General features: G+C 37.2%; 22 protein-coding genes. 9 read left to right on the forward strand and 13 right to left on the reverse strand.

Annotated elements, in window-relative coordinates:
- Nucleotides 1–21 precede the first annotated feature (21 nt).
- Nucleotides 22–1,239 (reverse strand): glycosyltransferase, encoded by a 1,218-nt coding sequence (locus tag BM327_RS08175; RefSeq protein WP_090248146.1) that lies wholly within the window; start codon nucleotides 1,237–1,239, stop codon nucleotides 22–24.
- A 546-nt stretch (nucleotides 1,240–1,785) separates the two neighbouring features.
- Between BM327_RS08175 and BM327_RS08180 the strand changes: the two genes are divergently transcribed.
- From BM327_RS08180 to BM327_RS08190, 3 genes are all read left to right on the forward strand, one after another.
- Complete coding sequence (locus BM327_RS08180) at nucleotides 1,786–2,424, forward strand: TetR family transcriptional regulator C-terminal domain-containing protein (protein WP_139230308.1); 639 nt, start codon at nucleotides 1,786–1,788, stop codon at nucleotides 2,422–2,424.
- A gap of 1 nt (nucleotide 2,425) precedes the next feature.
- Entirely contained in the window at nucleotides 2,426–3,739 is a 1,314-nt protein-coding gene (locus BM327_RS08185) for an ABC1 kinase family protein (protein ID WP_090248152.1), read from the forward strand.
- A 114-nt stretch (nucleotides 3,740–3,853) separates the two neighbouring features.
- Nucleotides 3,854–4,246, forward strand: a complete 393-nt coding sequence (locus BM327_RS08190) for a four helix bundle protein (protein ID WP_090248155.1) — start codon at nucleotides 3,854–3,856, stop codon at nucleotides 4,244–4,246.
- A gap of 71 nt (nucleotides 4,247–4,317) precedes the next feature.
- On the opposite strand, the gene BM327_RS08195 is transcribed toward BM327_RS08190, so the two are convergent.
- The 3 genes from BM327_RS08195 to BM327_RS15860 are packed head-to-tail and all read right to left on the reverse strand — an operon-like array spanning nucleotide 4,318 to nucleotide 8,822.
- Nucleotides 4,318–5,286, reverse strand: coding sequence for a polyprenyl synthetase family protein (locus BM327_RS08195; protein ID WP_090248158.1), 969 nt, complete (start codon nucleotides 5,284–5,286; stop codon nucleotides 4,318–4,320).
- On the reverse strand, nucleotides 5,287–6,147 hold the full coding sequence (rfbA, locus tag BM327_RS08200; RefSeq protein WP_090248161.1) for a glucose-1-phosphate thymidylyltransferase RfbA: 861 nt from the start codon (nucleotides 6,145–6,147) through the stop codon (nucleotides 5,287–5,289). It abuts the gene before it with no gap.
- A gap of 11 nt (nucleotides 6,148–6,158) precedes the next feature.
- Nucleotides 6,159–8,822, reverse strand: coding sequence for an efflux RND transporter permease subunit (locus BM327_RS15860; RefSeq protein WP_090248164.1), 2,664 nt, complete (start codon nucleotides 8,820–8,822; stop codon nucleotides 6,159–6,161).
- 529 nt (nucleotides 8,823–9,351) lie between these two features.
- Here BM327_RS15860 and BM327_RS08210 point away from each other — a divergent pair.
- The gene (locus BM327_RS08210; protein WP_090248167.1) at nucleotides 9,352–10,293 is read left to right on the forward strand and encodes a 2-hydroxyacid dehydrogenase; all 942 of its coding nucleotides are present in this window, start codon (nucleotides 9,352–9,354) and stop codon (nucleotides 10,291–10,293) included.
- Between the two features lie 218 nt (nucleotides 10,294–10,511).
- On the opposite strand, the gene rsmA is transcribed toward BM327_RS08210, so the two are convergent.
- Both rsmA and BM327_RS08220 read right to left on the reverse strand, forming a co-directional pair.
- On the reverse strand, nucleotides 10,512–11,288 hold the full coding sequence (gene rsmA, locus BM327_RS08215) for a 16S rRNA (adenine(1518)-N(6)/adenine(1519)-N(6))-dimethyltransferase RsmA (protein WP_090248170.1): 777 nt from the start codon (nucleotides 11,286–11,288) through the stop codon (nucleotides 10,512–10,514).
- Nucleotides 11,289–11,293: 5 nt separating this feature from the next.
- Nucleotides 11,294–11,608: a DUF4286 family protein gene (locus BM327_RS08220; RefSeq protein ID WP_090248172.1), complete on the reverse strand. Its 315-nt coding sequence runs from the start codon at nucleotides 11,606–11,608 to the stop codon at nucleotides 11,294–11,296.
- 288 nt (nucleotides 11,609–11,896) lie between these two features.
- Here BM327_RS08220 and BM327_RS08225 point away from each other — a divergent pair, with 288 nt between their 5' ends.
- From BM327_RS08225 to rfaE2, 4 genes are all read left to right on the forward strand, one after another.
- Nucleotides 11,897–12,235, forward strand: coding sequence for a hypothetical protein (locus BM327_RS08225; RefSeq protein ID WP_139230309.1), 339 nt, complete (start codon nucleotides 11,897–11,899; stop codon nucleotides 12,233–12,235).
- A 204-nt stretch (nucleotides 12,236–12,439) separates the two neighbouring features.
- Complete coding sequence (panD, locus tag BM327_RS08230) at nucleotides 12,440–12,790, forward strand: aspartate 1-decarboxylase (protein WP_090248910.1); 351 nt, start codon at nucleotides 12,440–12,442, stop codon at nucleotides 12,788–12,790.
- Between the two features lie 12 nt (nucleotides 12,791–12,802).
- The gene (locus tag BM327_RS08235; RefSeq protein WP_139230310.1) at nucleotides 12,803–13,831 is read left to right on the forward strand and encodes a lysylphosphatidylglycerol synthase transmembrane domain-containing protein; all 1,029 of its coding nucleotides are present in this window, start codon (nucleotides 12,803–12,805) and stop codon (nucleotides 13,829–13,831) included.
- Nucleotides 13,812–14,339 (forward strand): D-glycero-beta-D-manno-heptose 1-phosphate adenylyltransferase, encoded by a 528-nt coding sequence (gene rfaE2 / locus BM327_RS08240; protein ID WP_244526204.1) that lies wholly within the window; start codon nucleotides 13,812–13,814, stop codon nucleotides 14,337–14,339. The genes BM327_RS08235 and rfaE2 overlap by 20 nt, the downstream gene beginning before the upstream one ends.
- A 52-nt stretch (nucleotides 14,340–14,391) precedes the next feature.
- Here the strand turns inward: rfaE2 and msrA are convergent, their stop codons facing one another.
- Nucleotides 14,392–15,084 (reverse strand): peptide-methionine (S)-S-oxide reductase MsrA, encoded by a 693-nt coding sequence (gene msrA, locus BM327_RS08245; protein ID WP_244526205.1) that lies wholly within the window; start codon nucleotides 15,082–15,084, stop codon nucleotides 14,392–14,394.
- Nucleotides 15,085–15,119: 35 nt separating this feature from the next.
- Here msrA and BM327_RS08250 point away from each other — a divergent pair, with 35 nt between their 5' ends.
- Complete coding sequence (locus tag BM327_RS08250) at nucleotides 15,120–15,632, forward strand: hypothetical protein (RefSeq protein ID WP_090248180.1); 513 nt, start codon at nucleotides 15,120–15,122, stop codon at nucleotides 15,630–15,632.
- On the opposite strand, the gene BM327_RS08255 is transcribed toward BM327_RS08250, so the two are convergent.
- The 6 genes from BM327_RS08255 to BM327_RS08280 all read right to left on the reverse strand — a co-directional run bounded on the left by BM327_RS08255 (nucleotide 15,633) and on the right by BM327_RS08280 (nucleotide 23,744).
- Nucleotides 15,633–17,447 (reverse strand): tetratricopeptide repeat protein, encoded by a 1,815-nt coding sequence (locus BM327_RS08255; RefSeq protein WP_090248182.1) that lies wholly within the window; start codon nucleotides 17,445–17,447, stop codon nucleotides 15,633–15,635.
- Nucleotides 17,448–17,449: 2 nt separating this feature from the next.
- The gene (locus tag BM327_RS08260; RefSeq protein ID WP_090248186.1) at nucleotides 17,450–17,992 is read right to left on the reverse strand and encodes a hypothetical protein; all 543 of its coding nucleotides are present in this window, start codon (nucleotides 17,990–17,992) and stop codon (nucleotides 17,450–17,452) included.
- Nucleotides 17,993–18,127: 135 nt separating this feature from the next.
- A complete protein-coding gene (gene infB, locus BM327_RS08265; RefSeq protein WP_090248189.1) occupies nucleotides 18,128–21,016 on the reverse strand; it encodes a translation initiation factor IF-2 in 2,889 nt (962 codons plus the stop codon).
- A 112-nt stretch (nucleotides 21,017–21,128) separates the two neighbouring features.
- Entirely contained in the window at nucleotides 21,129–22,364 is a 1,236-nt protein-coding gene (gene nusA, locus BM327_RS08270) for a transcription termination factor NusA (protein WP_090248191.1), read from the reverse strand.
- Between the two features lie 7 nt (nucleotides 22,365–22,371).
- Nucleotides 22,372–22,851: a ribosome assembly cofactor RimP gene (gene rimP / locus BM327_RS08275; RefSeq protein ID WP_090248194.1), complete on the reverse strand. Its 480-nt coding sequence runs from the start codon at nucleotides 22,849–22,851 to the stop codon at nucleotides 22,372–22,374.
- Between the two features lie 143 nt (nucleotides 22,852–22,994).
- Entirely contained in the window at nucleotides 22,995–23,744 is a 750-nt protein-coding gene (locus tag BM327_RS08280; protein WP_090248197.1) for a cyclase family protein, read from the reverse strand.
- Nucleotides 23,745–24,004: the final 260 nt, after the last annotated feature.

Genomic DNA, 24,004 nt, shown 5'->3' on the forward strand with positions numbered 1-24,004 from the left:
GAAGTCTAGGTATCTAGTAATCTAATTCATCATTTTCTTGTAGGCCAACAGGTATTTCAAACCGCCATTTTTTAGGGAGAACTTCTCTTTGGCGTATTGCATCATCTCTTGTCGGTTAATTTCTGGTAGGTGTAAGTTTTTTAAATGTTCTGCTTGGGTGCCTTTTAACACTAAACCGGCTCCGGCTTCGGTGATGATTTTATCTGTGTCTCCAACTCCGGCATTACAAATTAAGGGAATACCCATGGCCATCAATTCTCCTTGTTTAACAGGAGAAGAAGCTTTTTTAGAATATGCTGGAAGAATGAAAAAAACTGAAAGGTCAAAGATTGACATGTACAGCGGAACTTCATGATGAAGGCATGAGGTAACTATTATTTCCTCTATTGGAATATTCAATTTCTTGGCCTCACTTAAAATATATTCAGGGTCTTCTTTGCTCACAAATAGAAAGACAGGCTTTTGTTTACTTCGTCTCAAATTGGCATACAAGGCCATCATTTCTGGAAGCATGTACCAAGTACCCAAAGAACCCACATAACCTAAAATAAAATCAGAGGATGCTATTTCCAATTTTTCTTTGGTGGCAATAATTTCCTTTTCTACGATTTCAAGAGGATTGAACAAGTCTGTATTTACACAACATGGAATAACGCTGATGTCGTTTTCTTTTAGCTTCACATTTTCCCATTGCAGGATTTCGGTTTTTGCGTTGTGAGTAAGCGATACAGTATGCTTGGCAGTATTTAAGAATTCGATTTCCTTCTTTTTGAAAAACTTGTAAATGGATTTGTAAAGGGGATGTTTTAAATTCCAGATTTTACCATCCACGCGTTCGTCGGCCCAGAAACCACGCATGTCAAAGAGAAAGTCTAAACCTTTCTTTTTACGCAAGGTAACCGCCGCCAATGCCGACATGTAACTTCTACAATGTACAAAAGCAATAGGGTATCTGTTGCAAATAGAAAGGGCAATCTTTTCCATTTTTTTGATATCTAAAAAGCTTGAAATCACAGGTGGGTTTTTCCTATAACTCTGAGGGTACCAATGAATCTTTGCTTCGTCACAAAAATCTTGTATAAATGTACCATGCGCCTCCCATCTGTCTTTTTTCTCAAAACTGATGAGATGAAAAACAAAGTCGTACTGCGTTAATTCTTTGAGGTAAGACAAAACTTGAGATTGTCCCAAAGGATCTGTCATTCCATCATAAGAAAGGTAGAGCACATGTTTTTTCATGCTTTAAAAATAGAGATTAGTAGGGATATTAGGGACGAATTAGGTCATTACTTGTTGTGGATTGATTATTTGCTTTTAGAGAGGGTTAGATTGTTAGACCGTTAGACGTGTAGATGGTAGGGAAAGGTATTGATTGGACTTCGTACTAGTATTTAGTTCATTTCTTTTGCATTGCCCTTACTTCGGCTCCGCTCAGCACGGCGCAAGAAACGAACCAAAGAAAAATCTAGGCAGGGCGATTGAACAATTCAACAATTTGAAAATTTGAGGGATTTGATAGATTGGATGATTTGGTGGTTCAATCTTCGAATTAATTTCCCAGCAGTTCGGTTTGTTTATAAATTATTTGAAGAAGTCGTCCTACAAAGGAAATAAATTCAAACCTTAAACAACTTGAATCCTTGAATCCTTGAATCCTTGAATCCTTGAATCCTTGAATCCTTGAATCCTTGAATCCTTGAATCCTTGAATTGTTACTATATGTTAAAAGCTGATTTTTAAATACTAAACAATTCCATGAAAGCGTTTGTTTTAAAAAGAAAAGTCATGGAAAAAGCAGTACTACTAAAAGCGTATAAAAAGTTTGAGCTCACCAAAGGAAGATCTCCGTATTCTGTTTTTGAATTTACCGAAGAATTGGAGGTAGAGGAAAGTGAATTTTACACGCATTTTTCGAGTTTACAACAATTGAAAAAAGTGTTTTTACGTCAGTTAGTAGATAACACGTTAAAAGCCTTGAACGAGGATGAGAATTACGCTTCATTTAGTGCGCGTGAAAAGCTTCTGGCCTTGTACTTTACTTTATTTGAACATCTGAAATTAGAACGCAGCTATTTATTGCACAAATACAATTCCAGCGATCCAAGGGTTTTGAGGGAGTTTAAAGACGATTGGAAGGATTTCTTTTTACAACTCAACGCCAGGGTAGAACAAATACTCATGGAGGCGAGAAATGAAGAAGAGGTGGTGAATAGACCTTATATCTCCGATCATTACGCAAAAGGGTTCTACTTATTATTTACCTACGTTTATAAGGTTTGGTTGAACGATGAGTCTGACGATTTTGAAACGACAGATGCGGCTATTGAGAAATCGGTCAACTTGGCTTTTGATTTATTGGGCAAAGGTCCGCTAGATGCCATGCTTGATTTTGGAAAGTTTGCCCTAAAAACAAAAGTATTTTAAGATGAGTAAAGACGAAAGTGGCCAAGGTAAGATTCCCGTATCTAAGGTGAAACGCGCTGCAAAAATTATGGGAGCCAGTGCGAAGGTAGGGGGTAATTATATTAAGTATTACGCCAAGAAATCTATCAATAGAGAGTTAACCAAAGATGAGTTGCACCAAGATAATGCAGAGGATATTTACGCGTCTTTAAGTGAGTTAAAAGGAAGTGCTTTAAAGGTGGCGCAAATGATGAGTATGGACAATCAAATGTTGCCCTCGGCTTATCAAGAGAAATTTGCCTTATCGCAATACAGTGCACCGGCTCTATCCTTTCCTCTAATATCCAAGACCTTTGTAAAACAGTTAGGTGCAAAACCCAATGATTTGTTCGATTCTTTTACCAAAGATGCTGTGAATGCAGCCAGTATTGGTCAAGTGCACAAAGCCACAAAAGATGGAAAGGAATTGGCGGTGAAAATTCAATATCCAGGCGTGGGTGATGCCATAAGTTCGGATTTGAAAATGATCAAACCTTTGGCCAAAAAACTGTTGAATATGAAGGCGGCCGACATGGAAATGTACATGGAAGAGGTAGAGTCTAAAATGATAGAGGAGACGGATTACGAATTGGAATTGGAGCGTTCGCAATTTATTTCTGAAAAATGTGCCTTTATAGAACATGTTCGTTTTCCTAAATACTATAAGGAGTTCAGCGCAAAAAGGGTGTTGACCATGGATTGGTTGGATGGCGTGAAGTTTCCTGACTTCATCAAAAGCAATCCGTCGCAAGAAGTTAGGAATCAGGTGGGTCAGAGTATGTGGGACTTTTTCATGTATCAAATGAAAGAACTGCGTATGGTACATGCAGATCCACATCCCGGTAATTTTTTGGTGGATAAAGACAACAATTTGTGCATACTCGATTTTGGATGTGTAAAGGAAATTCCAGAAGATTTTGCCGCGAATTACTTTCAATTGTTACGTCCAGATATACTGGAAAAAGAAGAAGAATTGAAAGCGATTTTCGAGAACATGAACTTTTATAGACCCGAGGATACGCCCGAACAGAAAATGAAGTTAAAGGCCATGATTACTCAAAGTATAGCCTTACTCGCACAACCCTTTCATGGAGATGAATTCGATTTTGGAAACGATGCTTTCTTTAAAAAGATATACGGAATGGGAGAGGATTTGTCGCAAGACAAGGAATTAAGGAAAATGAATAACGCCAGAGGAAGTAGGGATGCCATATATATCATGCGTACTTTCTTTGGACTGTATTCTTTATTGAATCAGTTGAGGGCAAAGGTGAGGGTGAATTATAAGCCTTTTTGAAATTCAAGAATTCAAAGATTCAACAATTCAAGGATTGTTGGGGAAAGAATATTTGATTTTCAAATTAGAAGGTAATAGTTTAACTTGTAAAGACTAATCAAAACCTAAATAATTATGTCGACCTATAAGAAATTTGAAGATTTGGAAGTGTGGAAAATGAGTCGTGAGCTTTGTTACGCTTTGCACCTTGCTTGTCAAAAGAAGGAGGTTCCCAATTCTGGATATCTCATAAATCATCTATACAAAACAGCAGGAAGTATTATGGATAATATTGCTGAAGGATTTGAAAGAGGTGGTAATAAGGAGCTTTTACAGTTTTTGTATATAGCAAAAGGAAGTTCTGGAGAATTTCGATCACAGGTGTACCGAGCGCTAGACCTTGATGTTTTTTCTCAGGATCAATTTGATGGACTAATAAAGAAAAGTGTTTTAATTTCCCAGCAGCTCGGTTTGTTTATAAATTATTTGAAAAAGTCTTCCTACAAAGGAGATAAATTCAAACCTTAAACAACTTGAATCCTTGAATAAAAAAAGCCACTCTAATGTAGAATGGCTTTTATTTTAATATGTATGTGCGTTTAAACTTCTCTGCTCATTAGCATTTTGGCTAGGCCGAGTAGGTTTTCTTTGTTGGCTGCAGGAACATTAATTTTTTCCATAGCTGTTAAGGCATTTTGGTAGAACTCTTCTTTCTTTTGTTCTGCCATTTCACGCACTCCAATTTCATCGAAAATAGAACGTACTTGACTCACCTTTTCAGCTAAATCTGTTTCTGTTTCTAATGTCTTTAAAGTACCGTGAGTAGTTTCAGACGCATGTTGGTAGGCAGATAGTTGTAAGTAGGTTTTTTTGTTAGCGATAACATCTCCTCCCACTTGTTTTCCAAACTTTTCTGGATCTGCGTACAGATCTAAAATATCGTCTTGGATTTGAAAGGCCAAGCCAATGTTCATCCCGAAGTCATAGATGTGTTGTGCGTCTTCTTTACTTGCCTTTGCGATGGTTGCACCCATTTCTAGGGCAGCACCTAAAAGAACAGAGGTTTTTAAACGTATCATTTCTATGTACTCATCTATGCTCACGTCATCGCGTGTTTCGAAGTCCATATCCATTTGTTGTCCTTCACAAACCTCCAAAGCTGTTTTAGAGAAGATCTCTAATAAACGTGGGAGTACATCCACATCGTGTTTTGCCAAGTATTGGTATGCGACTACAAAGAGAGCGTCTCCAGATAAGATACCTACGTTGGTATCCCATTTTTCATGCACCGTCTGCATCCCTCTACGCAAAGGAGCATCGTCCATGATATCGTCATGAATAAGGGTGAAATTGTGGAACAACTCCACGGCAATTGCCGCATTTAATGCTTTGATACCAGGTTCACCAAAAAGGTTGGCACCTAACATCGCCAAAGTTGGTCGTGTTCGCTTTCCTCCTAAGGTAAGGAAGTACGTTAAAGGATCATATAAGTTGGCGGGTTCTTTAGGAAAGGAAATTTTTTGAATCTCATTCTCTAAAATTCCCTGGTATTCTAAAATTGTATTCATCTAATCTTTTAAGCGCATTAAATAATCACCATAACCACTTTTAATTAAGGGCTGGGCTAACTTTTCCAATTGTGTTCTATCTATAAAGCCATTTCTGTAGGCTACTTCTTCTATACATCCGACTTTCAAACCTTGTCTTTCTTCAATTACTTGAACAAATTGACCAGCTTGCATTAAAGAAGGAAAAGTACCTGTGTCTAACCATGCTGTTCCACGGTTTAATACGGCTACTTTTAGTTTCCCACGACGTAAATACTCCGCATTTACATCTGTGATTTCGTATTCCCCACGTGCCGAAGGTTCCAAGTTTTTGGCAATTTCTATGACATCATTATCGTAGAAATACAAACCTGGTACGGCATAATTTGATTTCGGATTTTCGGGCTTTTCTTCTATAGATACCGCATTCATCTCCTGATCAAATTCAACCACTCCATATCTTCTTGGGTCTGAAACGTGGTAGGCATAAACAACACCTCCATCGGGTGAATTGTTCTCTTTTAAAAGTTCATCCATTCCTACACCGTAGAAAATGTTGTCGCCCAAAATTAGAGCGACTTTATCATCTCCAATAAATTCTTCTCCCAACACAAATGCTTGAGCTAAACCATTGGGTTCTTCTTGTATGGTGTACTGGAAATTACATCCTAACTGACTCCCATCTCCTAATAACTTTTGGAAATTGGGCATGTCGTGAGGTGTAGAAATAATCAATATATCTTTAATACCCGCACTCATTAAAATGGAAAGTGGGTAGTAAATCATGGGTTTATCATAGATAGGCATTAACTGTTTACTAACAGCTAATGTTAAAGGATGCAGTCGAGTACCTGATCCTCCTGCTAAAATAATTCCCTTCATAGTTTTGCGGTTTAAGTTCTGTCTAACTCCTTCGAAGGATCATAGTCGATGGCTGTGGTTCTATCTACCTCCAACTCATCTAAGTCTATGTCTGTTTCTTCGTCGTAAATTTGTATATATGGTTCTTCAAATGCTTTTGTAGAAACGCGTTTTTCTAAGGTTAATAAAAGTGATGGTAGAACGGTAAGGTTCGTAATCATTGCAATTAATAATGTCAATGAAACCAATAAACCTAAGGCTTGTGTTCCTCCAAATTGAGATAAAGCGAACATAGAGAAACCAAAGAACAACACGATAGAAGTATAGAACATACTTACACCCGTTTCTTTTAAGGCGTTCATTACACAAAGCTTTAAATCCCATTTGTTGGTTTTCAATTCCATTCTGTATTTGGCTAAGAAGTGAATCGTATCATCTACAGAAATACCAAAGGCTATACTAAATACTAATATCGTTGATGGCTTAACTGGTATTTGGAAGAAGCCCATAATTCCTGCTGTTGTTAATAGGGGAATGAAGTTAGGGACTAATGAAATAACTACCATTTTCCAAGATCTAAACAAAAGCGACATTAATACGGCAATAATCAAAATGGCAATCAATAAACTTGTAAGTAGGTTCTTTACCAAGTATTGCGTTCCTTCTGCTGCAACTACCGAAGTTCCTGTGAAATCTATATCAAAGTACTCTTCATCTATAGCCGCCCTAAGCGCAGTTTTCATTTCCACTTTATCATAGTACTCTTTTACCTTTTCCGGGTTCATGTCAAAGGCATATTGTAACTCATCATTCCCCTTTGAAAGGTTAGCGGTTACCCCGTTGTAAATTGCAGAGTTTTCTAAGATTAGCGTATCTAATACAGCTGTATTTCCTGTTTCGTAGGCAGCGTATAGTCGTTCAAATTCCGCTCGCTCTGGATTTAAAATAAGGTCAACCTTTTTGCGAATACTATCTACCTTGTCAGCAATTTCGTAAGAACCTAAGTCTCTTACTTGCATACGAATTCTCAAGGTTGTGCGACTCGTATCTACTAACTCGCTCAATGAAATATTAGAATTGGCAGATTGAGAGAGATTCATAGAATCCATGTAAGATTTTAATCTACGTTTATCTCTACTGTTAATGATTTTATATTGACTCGGATTATTACCATAGTAAGCCATGTTAATCACTTTAATCGCATCTATGTAAGAAAGTGACTTAGAGAACAAGCTATCCTTTGCAAATACTTCTTGAACTTCCTCTACCTTTTTCATCGTAGAAGATTTCAATAATCTTCCTTCGTTTTTATAGTCTACCATAACCTCAAAAGGAATGGCACCACCAAAGCTGTTTTGTAAGAAGTTTACGTCTAATAAAATAGGGTCATTACTTGGTAAGTCTCCCGTTAAGTTACCCGTAGCTTCTATACGCGTCATACCAAAAACACAAAGAGCAACAACAATACCGGTTACCCAGTAAGCTTTCGTTCTACGAGAAGAAACAATGTGAGCCAATTTGGTCATCAACCCTTTGGTGAAATCTCTATCTAAGTGAGAAAGGTGTCTGTTCTTCGGCATTTTAGCCAAAGAGAAAACGATAGGAATAATGGTAATAGATAATACGAATACCAATAAGATGTTTACCGATGCTATAGTACCGAACTCTATTAATTTCTCACTGTTGGTGAAGATGAAAGTAGAGAAACCTAAAGCTGTGGTAAGGTTAGTTAAGAAGGTAGCGTTACCAATTTTTTGAATAACACGCGATAATGCCTTGGTTTTATTTCCGTGAAGAGAAACTTCTCTATGGAACTTGGTAAGCAGGAAAATACAGTTGGGAATTCCAATTACTATCATCAATGGTGGTATCAAGGCCATCATGATAGAAAGCTTAAATCCTAACATTCCTATAAGACCTAAAGACCAAATTACAGCGGTAAATACCACCAAGTTACAGAACATTACTACTCTAAATGACTTAAAGAAAATGAAGAGTAATAAAGAGGTAACAGCGATGGCTAAGCCAATAAAGATGTACATTTCACTCATTACCCTTTTGGCAATAATTACACGAATGTGCGGTAAACCGGCGAAGTGAATTTTACCGAAAACAGGTGTAAGTTCTTCGGCCATTTCTTCGACGTGTACAACAACATCACTCTTTTTCGGATTCGCTAAAAAGGCTTCGCTAACTCCTATCATCATTAAAGAAACATGACCATCTTTGGTGTACAACAAGTCATCGTACAAAGGGTTGCTGCGAATTTCTTCTTTGATTTCTTCTATGGATTTTTCTTGGTAGGTGGTATCTGTAAAAATTTTGTGGGCTTCGAATTTTTGAGCCTCTGTATTGTTCTCAAGGGTAAACAAACTTGCCTCAGATAGAACAGATTCTATTCCATCAACAGCGGCAATTTTATCTCCTAATTGTTTCCAGAGTTTGAAGTTCTTTTCTGTATAAAGACTATCGGTTTTAATGGCAACGACCAGTGTTCCACCGTCTTCACCAAACATTTCTTTAAACTTTAAGTAAGTGCTTTGTGCAGGACTCTCTTTCGGGAGCATGTTTCCGTACTTGTTGTCCAATTTTAAGCTCGTAGTCGCAAAATAACCCATCACGGCGGTGATTACGAACAATATTGACAAGATTAAGAAACGATTTCTTAAGATTAATTGAGAAAGTTTAAACCACATCCAAATTCAAAATTTAAAACGAACAAAGGTAAATAAATAAAGCTAAACCGAAAGAAATCAAGCCTTCCATATTTCATGAATCTGAACGATATGTCCTTTTATTGTTGACCTTTTGAAATTTGAATCTGTTTTTTTCTACGGGTATTAAATCTAAAAATGAATAGGTAAAACAGTACTACCAAAAGGAAAACAGAAATGGAAAAAAGGATGAAATACTTTAACTCAACGTTCAATTTTAAACTTAGTAGCAGAACATTTATCACACCCAAGGTAAGGATAAATGCGAGGAGAAATTTTTTACTTTTCTTCATACATCTTCTTATACATCTGGTTTGTTTCCGTTTTGTAAGTCGTTAAACGAGATGTGTTTAGGGTCTAAGTTAAACAAAAAAAGAGAAATTAAAAATGAAAAAATAAGCAAGGAGACGAATTGTTGATGACAGGAGTGCGGTAAAAAGCTGCTGGCTTTTTCTAACTTTGTTTGCAGAAACAGGTGGTTTGTTTCTTCGTTATTATTTCTTGATTCATTATGACAAAAAAAGTTGTTTTTATAGATACGGTTCATCCCGTTTTATGGGAGAGGTTAAGCGAGGCTGGTTACACTTGTGTGGATGCAACAAATTTGAAAAAAGAAGAATGTGTCGCACAGGTTACCGATGCAACCGGACTTGTAATTCGTTCTCGTTTCCCTATGGACGAAGAATTTTTGAGTCATGCTAAAACCTTGAAATTCATTGCCCGATCTGGAGCAGGTATGGAGAACATAGATATTCCTTATTGTGAAAAGAGAGGAATAGTATTGCACAATGCACCTGAAGGCAATAGAAATGCTGTTGCCGAGCATGCTTTAGGGATGCTTTTGGCCTTGTTCAATAATTTGAAGAAAGGAGATTCAGAAATTCGCGCTGGGGTTTGGGATAGAGAAGGCAACCGAGGAGTAGAATTGGACGGAAAAACAGTTGGGATTATAGGTTATGGAAATAATGGAGCTGCATTTGCCAAGAAATTAAGAGGTTTTGATGTAGAGGTTTTGGCCTATGACAAATACAAAACAGGATTTGGAGATGCCTTCGTAAAAGTAAGTTCATTGGCGGAGATACAACAGAAGGCCGATGTATTGAGTTTGCACATTCCTCAAAATGAGGAAACCAAGTTTTGGATGGATACACCTTTTTTTAATGCCTTCCAAAAAGCTTTTTATTTGATTAATCTTTCTCGTGGTAAGATAGTAAAAACCTCTGGCCTTAGAAAAGCACTCAATGAAGGTAAAATTCTTGGCGCTTGTTTGGATGTGTTGGAATATGAAAAGGCATCCTTTGAGAATATTTTCTCGGGTGAAATGCCAGATGATTTTAAGTTTTTATTGAATAGTGATAAAGTTTTGCTCTCACCACATGTTGGAGGTTGGACACACGAAAGCTACTTTAAATTGAGCGATGTTTTGGCAGATAAGATACTTGCTCAAGGGTAGGGTGGAGTGATTTAAAAATTCAAGGATTTAAGAATTCAATGATTCAACGATTCAAGAATTCAATGATTTGAAAGATTTGAAAATTTGAGGGATTTTTCTCGGGGCTCGAGAAGCTGTTATCTATTGTTTGTTGAATTTAGAATTACTCCGCGGGCTCTGCGAAAATCTTTGTGCGCTTTGTGGTTAAAACCACAGCATGATTCTCTTGCTCAATACTGTTATAGCGTAGATTCAACAAACTTAGTCAACTCAATAAACTCATCAACACTTAATTGTTCCGGACGTTTGGTGAGCAATTCGTGGTCAACATCTTTGCCTTTAATCCATTGTTTTACACCATTGCGTATGGTTTTCCTTCTTTGGTTAAAGGTAGCTTTTACAATTTGGAAGAATAAATTTTCATCACATTCCAGTGATTGGCGTTCATTTCTTACACAACGAATAACACCAGATTTTACTTTCGGTGGTGGGTTAAACACATGTTCGTCTACTGTAAAGCAATAGTCTATATCATAATACGCTTGCAAGAGCACAGAAAGAATACCATAAGCTTTGCTACCAGGCTTCTCTGCAACTCTAACCGCTACTTCTTTTTGGAACATTCCCATGATTTCTGGGATTTGGTTCCTGTACTCTAAACATTTGAAAAGAATTTGAGAGGAGATGTTGTACGGGAAATTTCCTACTACACCAAAAGGTTGGTCGCCCATCACCTCTTTCAAATCTGTTTTAAGAAAGTCTTTGTCGTAAATTCTCTCTCCAAGGGCCGCAAAGTTTTCTTCCAAGTAACGGATAGACTCTAAATCTATATCCATTACGTGTACTTCTAAATCTCCACGTTGTAAGAGGAATTCTGTTAAAGCCCCCATACCCGGACCAATTTCCAAGACGCGTGTGCATGCTTGGTGTTTCTGGTATTGGTCAGAAATTTTTCTACAGATGTTCTTATCCGTTAAAAAGTGTTGTCCGAGATGTTTTTTTGCTTTAACTGACATATATACTAGCGCTTAAATTCTTCAATTACGTTTAAGATAGTTCTAAACGCGGCAAATTTACCACCGAACAATTCTGTGTGTTCTTGTTGAAGAACGATTGCATGTTCTTTTTGATATTCTTCGTAAAGATCAACCGTTGGTGCAAAGTAAGTGATGGCATAAGTAACTCCACCTTCTTCTTCGCCATTTACGCGAGATAAACGTGCCTCTTTAAAACATCCCGTGTTCAAAACATCGTTGATGTGTTTCTGACGCATCCAGTTTAACCAGTTTTCTTCTATGCTGGCATCTATGCTTACCGTTACATTGTATAAAATCATGCTGCAAAAATAGGGATTCTTCTTCTTTGAATTTAAAAAGTGACAACAAAGCGTAAGGATTGTCTTATCGAGGGCTTATAAAGAACGACGATTAACGAAGTGTTTCGTTGTTAAAATTGTTTCTGAGCTCCCTAAATGTGTTATTTAAACGGTTGTTTATCCAATGAATAGGGTAATTAGTCAATAAAATTTTCTACCTCTTTCAAACTCTATATATTTGTGTCCTAATAATGCCTTTAGCCATGAATACTTTGAGAAAAAGATCATGCGCTAAATAAGAATACTTTTATGTCTACTACTCGGTATATACTACCAATTATGGATGGGATAAATCCGTCTAATTTACAAGCTGGTGAAAATTTAGTGCAAATTACAGAAACTGCAGAAGGAAATAATTTCTGGGGTGTATGTAGTGTTATGCTACTCGGCGGAGTAAGCTTCATCTTTATTTCTTATGAAGTAATCACCTTTATAAAAAATTGTGATTGCTTCCGTAAATCAACTACAGAACAACCCGTAGTTCTCAACGTGAGCAAGCAGAAAAATTTATTGCGTACCTTGGTATTCGGACTTTTACTAGTTTTTACCTGTCTAGCATACATGTTAATTCTCTATTTTATGGGTTAATTCGGGTAATGTAAGCGTGCATTTTCAGAAAGTTTATCACTAGTTCTAGAATCTGACAAACATCCTAACCTGATATATAAATAAGTATCATTAAATTTGCACCTGATTTATTGAGGAAATAAAATTAGGTTCTCGGCATTTCAATAAACATGGCCGAAGAACTTTCACTTGGTTATAAGTGATTAAGTTGATAGAGAAATGGAAATGAAAGTTCAAGTAGTTAAGTCTAAAATTCACAGAGTTAAAGTTACACAAGCCGATTTAAATTACATCGGAAGTATTACTATAGATGAGGACTTAATGGATGCATCTAACCTTATAGAGGGAGAGAAAGTTCAAATTGTAAACATTAACAATGGTGAACGCATCGAGACTTATGTAATCAAAGGAGATAGAAAATCTGGTGTAATTTGTTTAAATGGACCAGCGGCACGTAGAGTAGCTCCTGGAGATTTAGTGATTATTATTGGTTACGCATACATGGATTTTGAGGATGCAAAAAGCTTTAAACCACAACTTTGTTTCCCCAATGAAGAAACCAATATGCTAGACTAAAACTTCAACCATTTGAAAAAATCTATAACCCAAATTATTAAAGTAGTTCTTCCCTTGCTTATAGGTATTTACCTGATGTGGTATTTCTATGATGCGATGGACGAGCAAGCAAAAGCACAGTTTTATCGCGTAATAGAAGAAGCCGATTATTTCTGGATTATACTTTCCCTCTTTTTTGGGATAGCCAGTCACTTATCTAGAGCCTGGAGACAGAAATATTTGCTAGAGCCTATAGGATATACAACGAAGTTTTCAAACAGGTACCATTCCATGATGATAGGGTATCTGATTAATCTACTCATCCCAAGGGCGGGTGAGGCGGCTAGAGCTGGAGCTTTGTATTCCAGTGAAAACGTACCCTTTTCCAAAACCTTTGGGGCCATCATAGCTGAACGTGTATTTGATTTAGTAATGTTGGGTATCGTAGTGTTAATTACCCTCAGTATTAGTGGAGATGAGTTAATGATCATTAAAAACAGTATCGTTAACCCACCGGTGGCTGAAGGAGAAAAAGGCTTTCCATGGATGATGGTATTGGGTGGTGCTGCGCTACTTGGATTACTCGTATTTGTTGTCTTGTGGTTTAAGAATGAGAAGTTTAAAAACAAGTTTGTGAACTTTGTAAAGGAAGTAATCACTGGTGTTTTTGGAATCTTTAAATCGAAGAACCCGGGTGCTTTCATCTTGCACACTTTACTGATTTGGATCAATTACATTGTATTCTTTGCTATCTGTTTTTATGCTTTGCCAGAAACCAGTAACTTTCCTATGAGTGGATTGCTTATAGGTTTTATTGCAGGTACTGTTGGGATAGCTTTTACAAATGGTGGAATTGGAGCATATCCATTGTTAGTCGGAATAGTAGTGAATTTTTATTTAGGTCAACAACTCGGTGATAGTGCCAAAGGTGTTGGGGAGGCTTTAGGTATGTTGATTTGGAGTTCGCAGACCTTAATGATGATCATCCTAGGATTAATTTCCTTCATTATAATACCCAGAAAATTTAAAAAAGTAGAACAAGATGCTAGAAATGAAAGATAGGTATGCAGCCTTAATGCATAAAATTGTAAGTGTAGACGAAGCAAAAAGAAGATTGGAAATTTGGAGACTAACTCCAAGGCAGATTGTTTTTACAAATGGGTGTTTTGATATATTACACAAAGGACACATTAGTTATTTAGCGAAAGCGGCAAGCTTAGGAAACCGTTTGGTAATTGGTTTAAATTCGGATGCAAGTGTTAAGGCACAAGGTAAAGGAGAGGATAGACCGGTTAACGCTGAAATGGATAGAGCGGCGGTATTAGCGGCTTTAGGTTTTGTTGATTTGGTGATTTTATTTGATGAAGATACTCCTATCAATTTGATTAACGAATTGAACCCTCATATTTTAGTGAAGGGAGCAGATTACGATGCAAATGAAACGGACGAAAACGCGAAAACTTACATCGTAGGTTCTAAAGAAGTAAGAGCAAATGGTGGTGAAGTTGCTACCATAGAACTAGAAGAAGGATATTCTACAACAGCTTTGATTGAGAAATTGAAAGCTTAAGAGAAGATACAGATATAGAAAAGTCCGAGTGTAATGCTCGGACTTTTTTGTTTTAATGTGATGTCTCCTTTAACAATTCAGGATGTTTTGCCTTGAATTTGTTTAAACGAGGTATAGAAACCGACCGTACGTACGGATTTTCGGGATGTTTACGTTCATATTCTTGATGATAATCCTCAGCTGGATAAAAAGCCTCTAATGGCTCTACTAAGGTGGTGATTTGTGTATGAACCTTTTGTTCAATTAAACTATCTATAAAGGCTTGCGCTTTTTCTTGTTGATAAGGATAGGTGTAGAATATTTCACTTCTGTACTGTCTTCCTTTGTCTGGACCTTGCTGATTGAGCGTGCTCGGATCATGAGAGTCAAAGAAAACGGTGAGTAAAGTTGTGTAGGAAATTTTTGTGGAATCGTAATACACCTTTACACTTTCTGCATGTTTTGTTTTTCCAGAGCTAACTTGTGGATACGTTGCCGTAGTTGCTGATCCACCCGCATATCCAGAAACGGCCTCCTCAACTCCTTTTACAGCTTGAAAGACTGCTTCTACACACCAAAAGCAGCCACTCGCAAAGTAGGCAACCTGTAAACTGTCTAATGAGGTATTGGAACTCGTCGTAAAGTTTGTTTCCGGGGCTTGGACTATCGTATTGTTCGGTACTTGATTACTGCAGGCAATTATAAACCCAAAAGTAATCAAAGGGAGGGTCGTCAAAATCTTTTGAATTACAGGTTTCATCATCATCTTATTGTTATTTTTAATGGCTCAAAATTATGTTCATGACCAATAAGTTTATTTTCCTTTGTTGCGTTTCGTTGTTTGGCTGTTCTGGCCCTACATCTTCGACGGATATTTACGAGGAAACTTACAGTTTGGATGAAATGATTTTACCCACCAAAGATGAGCTCAATCAAGAGGTTAACACCTCTGTTGCTTTATTGTTTACCCAAAACCCTGTCTTAACAAAAATAGAAGTAGAAAATAGAAGTTTTGATGTAGAACAGTTAACAGACAAATCCATCGCTCGTGTGGTAGGGTGTTTTACGATGGGCCCAAATTCAGTGGAACAAATAGAATTACTTTTTGTAGATCAGAAATTGCTTTACTTACGACAAGATGTTTTCGAAGGTGAAAATTGTCAGGATGCAAGTATACTCATGAATGTTGAAAAGAATTATTTCTACGAGAACCAACTTGTGCATCAACATCAGGGGAGAAATAATGGTGTTTTTCTTTGGAAAAGTGAACAAGAACTGCAACAGTTAAGCGCTGCGGTGTTAGCCGCGTTGTAGTTAACTCGTTGTTTCGGCTTGTAAATTTCTATACCTTTTTCTGGCTTCGGTAACGAATAAACTTCCTCTGTGTTCTTTCATTAAACGCAGGTAGTATTCCATAGCTTTGGTTTTATCTCCCTTATGCACTTCGTAAATTATACCGAGTTCCATTAACGCGTTGTCCATTAAAATATCACTGGCATATTTAGTGGTGATGAGTTCAAGTGCTTCAATTGCTTTGTCCCACTCTTGAAGTTCCTCGTAAGCCTGTGCTTTGCGCAACAATACTTCGTCTGCTAATCCATGGAAGGGAAGGAATTTTAAAATGGAGTCATATTTTGCGAAGGCTTCTTCGTATTTGTGTTGTTCCAACAATAGGTCTGCGTTTGCAAATTGACGCATGGCATTGTAATTACTGTCTAACCCAAGGTTATCTGTGATTAAAAGTGAGAGTTCCAGTGCATCGTTGGCAATCAATTTTGAAGTAGACTGTTTAAGCACTTTGAGTTGAGATTGCGCCCATTCAAAATCCCCTGCGTAATAAAATACTTGTGCATTTTTAAATTTAGCCTCAGCTCCTATGGTTTCAAATTTAAACTGACTTTCAACTTGCATGTAAAGTAAGGATGCTTCCCAAATATCATTTTGTATTACCAAGACATCTGCAAGGGCCATTTTGGTCTCAGCGAGATCTTTTCCGTAAAGTCCTTCTATTTGTAAAACGCGTTCCAAAAGTGTTTTGGCAGCAGTTATTTCTTGAGAATAATAAGTTTGTATATGCGCCAAACCTAAGGCAATGGGAACTACTTCATTGTTATAGCCTATGCGTTCTATGGATGCTTGGTAGGCTTCAATGGTTTGAGCAAGTTGTGCTTTGTCGTAGATTTTATTTTCAGTAATCTCTAGAAATGAGGTTTGAAGGTAATAGTATTCACTTTGGTAATAGTAGGGTGAATTGGGACCAAGTTCCATAACATAAGCAAAGGCTTTTCTGGCCTCTGTATAAGCTTTGTTATTTAGGGCTATGGTTCCCATTTCTATGAGCTTTTCACCTTCACTACGCGTTCTTTTGTCGAGCGCTTTAGCTTGTATGTAAGCGGCGTTAAATTCTTTAGTTTGTATGAATGTCCAAATCAACAAATCAGTATATGATGTAGTATTTGGACTTCTTTGTATGTTTTCGAGCAAGAGACGTTTTAAGAGCAAAACATCTTCGCTTTTAGGGTTTTCAAAATCAATGTATCGTGGTAGAACGTTGGTGACTGTATTGAGCATACGTTCGTTGTAATCGAGTAGGGTGATGTACTCGTTTACCATGTCTTCCTTTCTGTCCAAGTCGCTATATACTTGTGCAAATTGAAAGTGTAGAGGATAGGTATTTCCAAGGTTTTTCCTCCCTTGTTCTAAAACTTCGAGGGCTAAAAGGGGTTTGTTCATTCCTCTAAAAGCAGTGGCTAAATTGATGATGTTGGTGCTGCGTTGAGGATTGTTTTCGATCAGGTCGTTATAGATTTTATCCGCAGATTTTTGATCACCAGTTTCTTCATAGAGTTTTCCCAATTGAACACTGTAATTGATGTCATTAGGATAAAAATCAATCTGCTCTTTCAGGAGTTTAATACCGGCTTTTTGTCCTTCTATTTCTTGGGTACAAATTAGAAGTTTATCAAAAATGAAACTTCTGTGGTCTTCTTGATAAACCTTTTGAAGGTAGGGGAGAGCCTTTTCGAGCTCTCCCTTATTATAATAGAATTCAGCTAATTTATAATCATTTTCTTGCCCGTATAGGTTGAGGCAAAAGAGTAAAGAGAATAAGATTAGCGTGTATTTCATGTTTAAAATTCTAGTGTTGAAATTAATGAATCAACTTTTGGTTTAAGGGTGTAGTATAAGTTTCTACTCTTGTTAATAGAACGTTCGTAAAGTAAAGACATTGTATCTAATTGCGCAACATTTGTTTTTTCTGTCAAAACAAATTGACCGTAGGCTTCTCTATCGTTCACTCCTTCGGCTATGTCGTGGCGTAATTTACTGAGTTGTTCACGTTCCTCTGGTATAGCTTTATCTATTTTTTGTTTGTTTTTAGCAGCGCCAGCAATAATTTTTCGCACTGATTTGTAATTGGTAAGCATAGTGCCCAAGGCAATATTGGTTGTATCAGGACCCGTGTAGTGCTTTTGAATGTTCGTAAGATCATTTCTTACAATAGCTATCATTATCCCATTGGAATCGTCTTTAATCGCATCCATACGAGCTGATATTTCATCTACTGATGTTTCTAGTTCATCTAGGGTAGAAAGGTGTTTTTCTATTTCCTGATCTTTACAAGAAACTAAGGTGATTCCTAGGGTAAGGACGGCAAAAAATATTTGTTTCATTCTTATAGTTTTTAACGAAGTTAATCTTCTAAATTGTTTTGGAGTTGGTAGAAGTCTATACTGTAAAAGCCGTTGATTAAAGGTATAAAAAAAGGGATTGTATGTCTACAATCCCTTTTAATTATTCTGGTGTTATTATAGCTTTCTCGCTACCTCAACTTCTTCGTAAGCTTCAACAATGTCACCAACTTTAATATCGTTGTACTTGTCTATGTTCAAACCACACTCGTAGTTGTGTTTCACTTCTTTTACATCGTCTTTGAAACGCTTCAATGATCCAAGAGCACCTGTGTAAATTACGATACCATCTCTAATGATACGGATGTTTGAGTTACGTTTAATAACTCCATCCAATACGTAACATCCTGCAATTGTACCCACTTTCGTGATTTTGAAAGTTTCTCTAACTTCAGCAGAACCGATAATCTCTTCTTTGATGTCTGGTGATAACATACCTTCCATCGCTTGTTTCAATTCATCGATAGCTTTGTAGATAACAGAATATAATCTGATGTCGATTTGTTCTGTTTCAGCCAATTTACGAGCTGATGCTTGCGGACGAACTTGGAAACCAATAATGATGGCATCTGATGCACTAGCTAAGTTAACGTCGGCTTCAGTAATGGCACCTACCGCTTTGTGAACGATGTTTACCTGTATTTCTTCTGTAGATAACTTCAATAAAGAGTCAGAAAGTGCTTCGATAGATCCATCCACGTCACCTTTAACGATAACGTTAAGTTCTTTAAAGTCACCCAATGCAAGACGTCTACCAATTTCTTCAAGTGTAAGGTGTTTCTGAGTTCTAAGTCCTTGTTCTCTGTACAACTGCTCACGCTTCGTAGCAATAGAACGTGCTTCTCTTTCATCATCCATCACGTGGAATTTGTCTCCCGCTGATGGCGCACCGTTAATACCTAAGATAGATACTGGAGTTGATGGTCCTGCCTCTTTTAATTCTTTACCGTGTTCGTTGTGCATCGCTCTTACTCTACCAGAGTGACGCCCCGCTAAGATCACATCTCCAATACGTAATGTACCTGCTTCAACCAGCATGTTAGTAATGTATCCTTTTCCTTTATCCAAAGAAGATTCTACAACAGTACCAACTGCATTTTTATTTGGGTTCGCTTTTAATTCTAAAAGGTCAGCCTCTAAAATTACTTTTTCAAGTAATTCGTCAATGTTCAATCCTTTCTTCGCAGAAATTTCTTGAGCTTGGTATTTACCACCCCAATCTTCTACCAAGATATTCATTTGAGATAATTGCTCACGAATTCTGTCTGGGTTTGCACCTGGCTTATCGATTTTGTTAATCGCAAATACCATAGGTACACCAGCTGCCTGTGCGTGAGAGATTGCCTCTTTTGTTTGTGGCATCACATCATCATCAGCTGCTACAATAATAATAGCAACGTCTGTTACTTGAGCACCACGGGCACGCATCGCTGTAAAGGCTTCGTGACCAGGAGTATCTAAGAAAGTAAGTTTTTTACCATCTTCTCTTGTTACAGAGTAAGCACCAATGTGCTGTGTAATTCCTCCGGCCTCACCGTCTACTACTGTAGCGTTACGGATGTAATCCAGTAAAGATGTTTTACCGTGGTCAACGTGACCCATAACCGTAATGATTGGCGGACGATCTTTTAAGTCTTCTTCTTTATCCTCAACAGTTGGAATAGCATCTTGAACTTCTGCAGAAACGAATTCTACTTCGAATCCGAATTCAGAAGCAACAATAGAAATTGTTTCAGCATCCAAACGTTGGTTAATAGAAGCGAAGATACCTAAAGACATACAAGCTGAAATTACTTGTGTAGATTGTACATCCATCATAGAAGCTAATTCAGAAACCGTTACGAATTCTGTTAACTTCAAGATACCTTTTTCCATTTCTGCTGCCATTTCTTCCATCTCTCTCTTCTGAGCGATAGAGTCTCTTTTAGCACGACGGTTTTTAGCACCTTTAGATTTACCACCTCCTGAAAGACGTGCAAGTGTTTCCTTGATTTCTTTCTGGATATCTTTTTCAGTAACTTGAGGTTTTTCAACCTTTTTCTTACCTCTTCCTTTTTGATTTGGTTTACCAGCTCCTTGAGTACCTGGCTTACGCTTGTCGTTAGGGTTTTTAGAAGCTTGTTTATTAACGTCAACCTTCTTAATACGCTTACGCTTACGTTTGTTGTCTGCACTAGAAGTTTTCTTCTTCTCTACAGGTAATTCGATTTTACCAACTACTGTAGGTCCTGTTAACTTCTTACGTTCAACCTTAATGGTTTCAACCTCTTCTCTAGGTTTTGTTTCTTTCACTTCCTCTTTTGGTTTTTCTTCTTTTGCCACTGGTGGAGTTACCACTGGAGTTGGCTTTGGAGTATCCTTTTTAGGAGCGTTAGAAACTGGAGTTTCTTCTTTCTTTTGAGCAGGTTTTTTATCCCCTTTCTTTTTCTTATCCGGTCTTGTTTTAGTATTAATAGAACCTAAGTCTATTTTACCCAAAACTTGCACCTTTAAATCTCCACCACCTAAAGTTTTCGAATCTTCTTTGGTGATTTGAGGACTTTTATCTTCCTCTTTTTTCACTTCTTCTTTAACAGGCTCCTCTTCTTTCTTAACCTCTTTAACTTCTTCAGCTTTCGCAACTTCCTTTTCGGCCGGAGCAGGAGTTTCTTCCACTTTAGGAGTTTCAGGAGTTTTCTGATCTTCAGATTTCACCTTAGCAATAGTTTCGTGAACGTCAATGTCGTCCTCTACTTCTTTTTGCTCTTTTGCTTCAGGTTTTGTATTTGAAGCAAGCGTTATTGTTTCACGCTTTTCGCGCTTTAAAGCAGTTTTATTCGCTGCTTCTTTCAATGATTGGTCCGCAGCAAATTGCTCACTCAGCTTATCGAAATGCTCAGGGCTAATTTTGGTGTTGGGGTTAGAATCTATCTCCACACCTTGAGTACCCAAGAAATCTACAATGGTAGAAATCCCAACGTTTAACTCTCTTGCTACTTTACTTAATCTTTTTACTTTACCGGCCATATAAAAAGTCCTTCTTGTATTTTTTTTATTACGTAGATAAACTACGAATTAATTCCCGTTTTTGTTACGGTTTACCCATTTTTCTGATGACAAAGTTAGAAGTGTTTCCTATCTATTCAAACTCTGCTTCCAATATTTTGAAAACTTCTTTGATAGTTTCTTCTTCTAAATCTGTACGACTCACTAATTCTTCAACACTTAGCTCTAGAACTGATTTGGCGCTATCACAACCAATTTCTTTCAATTCATCGATGATCCAAGAGTCGATTTCATCTGCAAACTCTTCTAAGTCTACATCTTCTATATCTTCAGCTCCTTCTCTGTATACGTCAATTTCGTATCCAGTTAAGCGACCTGCTAATTTAATGTTGTGTCCACCTCTACCGATAGCCAATGAAACTTGGTCTGGCTTCAAGTATACGTCAGCTCTCATTTCTTCTTCGTTCAATTCGATGTTAGAAATTTTTGCTGGAGACAATGCTCTTTGAATGTATAATTGAGGGTTAGACGTGTAGTTAATAACGTCAATATTTTCGTTTCTTAACTCTCTAACGATACCGTGAATACGAGAACCTTTCATACCCACACAAGCTCCTACAGGATCAATTCTGTCGTCGTAAGACTCAACAGCAACTTTCGCTCTTTCTCCTGGAGCACGCTCAATGTTCTTAATTGTAATCAATCCGTCGAATACTTCAGGAACTTCTAACTCGAACAAACGCTCTAAGAATTCTGGCGCTGTTCTAGAAAGTATAATTACAGGGCTTGAGTTACGCATATCAACTTTGGCAACAACAGCTCTTAAAGTTTCTCCTTTCTTGAAGTAATCTGAAGGAATTTGCTCTGATTTCGGTAACAATAACTCGTTTCCTTCATCATCTAATACCAAGATCTCTTTCTTCCATACTTGGTAAACTTCACCAGTAACGATTTCACCGATTCTGTCTTTGTAAACCTTGTATAAGTGATCTTTCTCTAATTCTAAAATTCTAGAAATTAAGTTTTGACGTAAAGACAAGATGTTTCTTCTTCCGAAATCCATGAATTTCATTTCCTCAGAAACTTCTTCACCTACTTCAAAATCAGGCTCTATCTTAACCGCTTCAGAGTAAGCAATCTCGATGTTCTCATCTTCAACCTCTCCGTCTGGTACTATCTCTTTGTTTACCCAGATTTCGAAGTCACCTTTATCAATGTTGATAATTACGTCACAGTGCTCGTCTGTACCGAATTTTTTCTTCAACATCGTTCTAAACACGTCCTCAAGAACGTGCATCATTGTTTGTCTATCTATATTCTTGAATTCTTTGAATTCAGAAAATGATTCAATCAAATTTAAGCTATCCATTTTGCTTCTATTTAAATGAAATTACAATTTTTGTTTCCTTTATATCCGCGTATTGTAAAGCATGATCCTCTACAATCGTTTCTTTTTTCTTTTTCCCTTCTATGCGTTCTTTGCGCGTAGTTTCTACAACTATTCCGTTATCATCAGCGGCTTTTAATATACCCTCTAATTTACCGTTTTCATCGTTGAGTTTTACTTTAACTTCTCGACCAATATTTTTGATGTATTGAGGAACCATTCGCAAAGGTTGATCTAACCCTGGTGAAGAAACGCTCAATTCAAAATCCTGCTCTTCTCTGTCTAAGTTGTGCTCAATGTTACGCGAAACAGAAATGCAATCGTTTATTGCTACACTTCCTTCAGCACTGTCTATCAAAACATTGATTTGATTAGCAGAACTAATCTTTATGTCCACAATAAACAACCCGTTATCTAGTTCAGCAATACGCTCTTCGGCGAGTTCTCTTACAATCTTTTCACTAATCATATCGATACAAAAAGAGGGGACTTTCGTCCCCTCGTTCTACAAATTTTCAATAAAACTTATGCAAATATAGTCATTTTATTTTAAACGCAATAACTTATTGAGTTTCAGATTTCTTTTTTTAAGTAGTGCTCTACTTATAAGCCTTATTCAAAGGCATATAAAACAGGTCTACTTGGAGAAGCATCATTATCAAAGGGAGCTACTTGTAGGTTGAGAAGGTATTCACCATCCTCAATGTGATTGTCTACAAATATCATCTCAGTAATAGTGCGCTCATGATTTGGATTTTCTGGTACATTCCAAAATTTATGGTGAAAGGCCAATTCGCCTCCATCACTTTCCCTGTCAACACTTGGTAAATCCAAAAGGAAGTGTTTAACGCCTAGTTCATCAAAGATTTCGACTATCCTTTCATCTAAATAAGGAGGATTGGTACTCGAATAATTATAGTGTTTTTTCGCTTCAGTATTGGGAAGTGTTCTTAAAACAACTGCATCCACCGGAGTTGAACCTAAAGCAGCTTTGACTGCTTCGTATTGTACTATATGATCGGTTTCTTCTCCATTTTGAACCTCTTCAGGTGTAATAGAAATTACTTTGGCGTTGAAGAAGAATTCTTTTAACCTTTCATTTACAGAATAGATTTCCTTTGTGATATGACCTAAACATTCTGTATGCGTGCCATGGCCGTGTGGGTTGAAAAAGATATCTCTAAAATTAACAGCTCCCCCTTGAGCAACTTCACCTACCCATCCGTTTTCCATTACAGGTTCGAAGCGAGGAGGGTTTACATACCAAGCTCTAGGGTTGTTCTCGCTATTTGTAAGAGTTATAGATATATCATGACCTTTGGAAAGATCAATTGTTTTACCATTTTCAAGGGTAACGCGCATGTGTTTTATAGTTTAGGCGGGCAAGATAGTCAAGATTTGAGAATTCAACAATTCAAGGATTCAATAATTCAATAATTCAAGGATTCAAAGATTCAAAGATTCAAAGATTCAAGGATTCAAGGATTCAAGGATTCAAGGATTCAAAGATTCAAGGATTCAAAGATTCAAGGATTGGGCATTTGATGGAGGGAAGTATTGAATAGGGGTTGGAAGTAGGGGATTTCCAAAAAAAATCCCGATGTAACAAATACAACGGGATT

This window comes from Lishizhenia tianjinensis (assembly GCF_900116425.1).
Lineage (GTDB): Bacteria > Bacteroidota > Bacteroidia > Flavobacteriales_D > Crocinitomicaceae > Lishizhenia > Lishizhenia tianjinensis.

Excerpts from the sequence above, each read along its gene's own strand:
- rfbA (WP_090248161.1), bottom strand. The coding sequence starts at position 6,147 with ATGAAGGGAATTATTTTAGCAGGAGGATCAGGTACTCGACTGCATCCT.
- BM327_RS08190 (WP_090248155.1), top strand. The coding sequence starts at position 3,854 with ATGTCGACCTATAAGAAATTTGAAGATTTGGAAGTGTGGAAAATGAGT.
- BM327_RS08175 (WP_090248146.1), bottom strand. The coding sequence starts at position 1,239 with ATGAAAAAACATGTGCTCTACCTTTCTTATGATGGAATGACAGATCCT.
- panD (WP_090248910.1), top strand. The coding sequence starts at position 12,440 with ATGAAAGTTCAAGTAGTTAAGTCTAAAATTCACAGAGTTAAAGTTACA.
- BM327_RS15860 (WP_090248164.1), bottom strand. The coding sequence starts at position 8,822 with ATGTGGTTTAAACTTTCTCAATTAATCTTAAGAAATCGTTTCTTAATC.
- BM327_RS08180 (WP_139230308.1), top strand. The coding sequence starts at position 1,786 with ATGGAAAAAGCAGTACTACTAAAAGCGTATAAAAAGTTTGAGCTCACC.
- rsmA (WP_090248170.1), bottom strand. The coding sequence starts at position 11,288 with ATGTCAGTTAAAGCAAAAAAACATCTCGGACAACACTTTTTAACGGAT.
- BM327_RS08255 (WP_090248182.1), bottom strand. The coding sequence starts at position 17,447 with ATGAAATACACGCTAATCTTATTCTCTTTACTCTTTTGCCTCAACCTA.
- BM327_RS08250 (WP_090248180.1), top strand. The coding sequence starts at position 15,120 with ATGACCAATAAGTTTATTTTCCTTTGTTGCGTTTCGTTGTTTGGCTGT.
- BM327_RS08220 (WP_090248172.1), bottom strand. The coding sequence starts at position 11,608 with ATGATTTTATACAATGTAACGGTAAGCATAGATGCCAGCATAGAAGAA.
- BM327_RS08210 (WP_090248167.1), top strand. The coding sequence starts at position 9,352 with ATGACAAAAAAAGTTGTTTTTATAGATACGGTTCATCCCGTTTTATGG.
- BM327_RS08280 (WP_090248197.1), bottom strand. The coding sequence starts at position 23,744 with ATGCGCGTTACCCTTGAAAATGGTAAAACAATTGATCTTTCCAAAGGT.
- BM327_RS08185 (WP_090248152.1), top strand. The coding sequence starts at position 2,426 with ATGAGTAAAGACGAAAGTGGCCAAGGTAAGATTCCCGTATCTAAGGTG.
- rfaE2 (WP_244526204.1), top strand. The coding sequence starts at position 13,812 with ATGCTAGAAATGAAAGATAGGTATGCAGCCTTAATGCATAAAATTGTA.
- rimP (WP_090248194.1), bottom strand. The coding sequence starts at position 22,851 with ATGATTAGTGAAAAGATTGTAAGAGAACTCGCCGAAGAGCGTATTGCT.
- BM327_RS08260 (WP_090248186.1), bottom strand. The coding sequence starts at position 17,992 with ATGAAACAAATATTTTTTGCCGTCCTTACCCTAGGAATCACCTTAGTT.
- nusA (WP_090248191.1), bottom strand. The coding sequence starts at position 22,364 with ATGGATAGCTTAAATTTGATTGAATCATTTTCTGAATTCAAAGAATTC.
- BM327_RS08195 (WP_090248158.1), bottom strand. The coding sequence starts at position 5,286 with ATGAATACAATTTTAGAATACCAGGGAATTTTAGAGAATGAGATTCAA.
- BM327_RS08225 (WP_139230309.1), top strand. The coding sequence starts at position 11,897 with ATGTCTACTACTCGGTATATACTACCAATTATGGATGGGATAAATCCG.
- infB (WP_090248189.1), bottom strand. The coding sequence starts at position 21,016 with ATGGCCGGTAAAGTAAAAAGATTAAGTAAAGTAGCAAGAGAGTTAAAC.
- msrA (WP_244526205.1), bottom strand. The coding sequence starts at position 15,084 with ATGATGATGAAACCTGTAATTCAAAAGATTTTGACGACCCTCCCTTTG.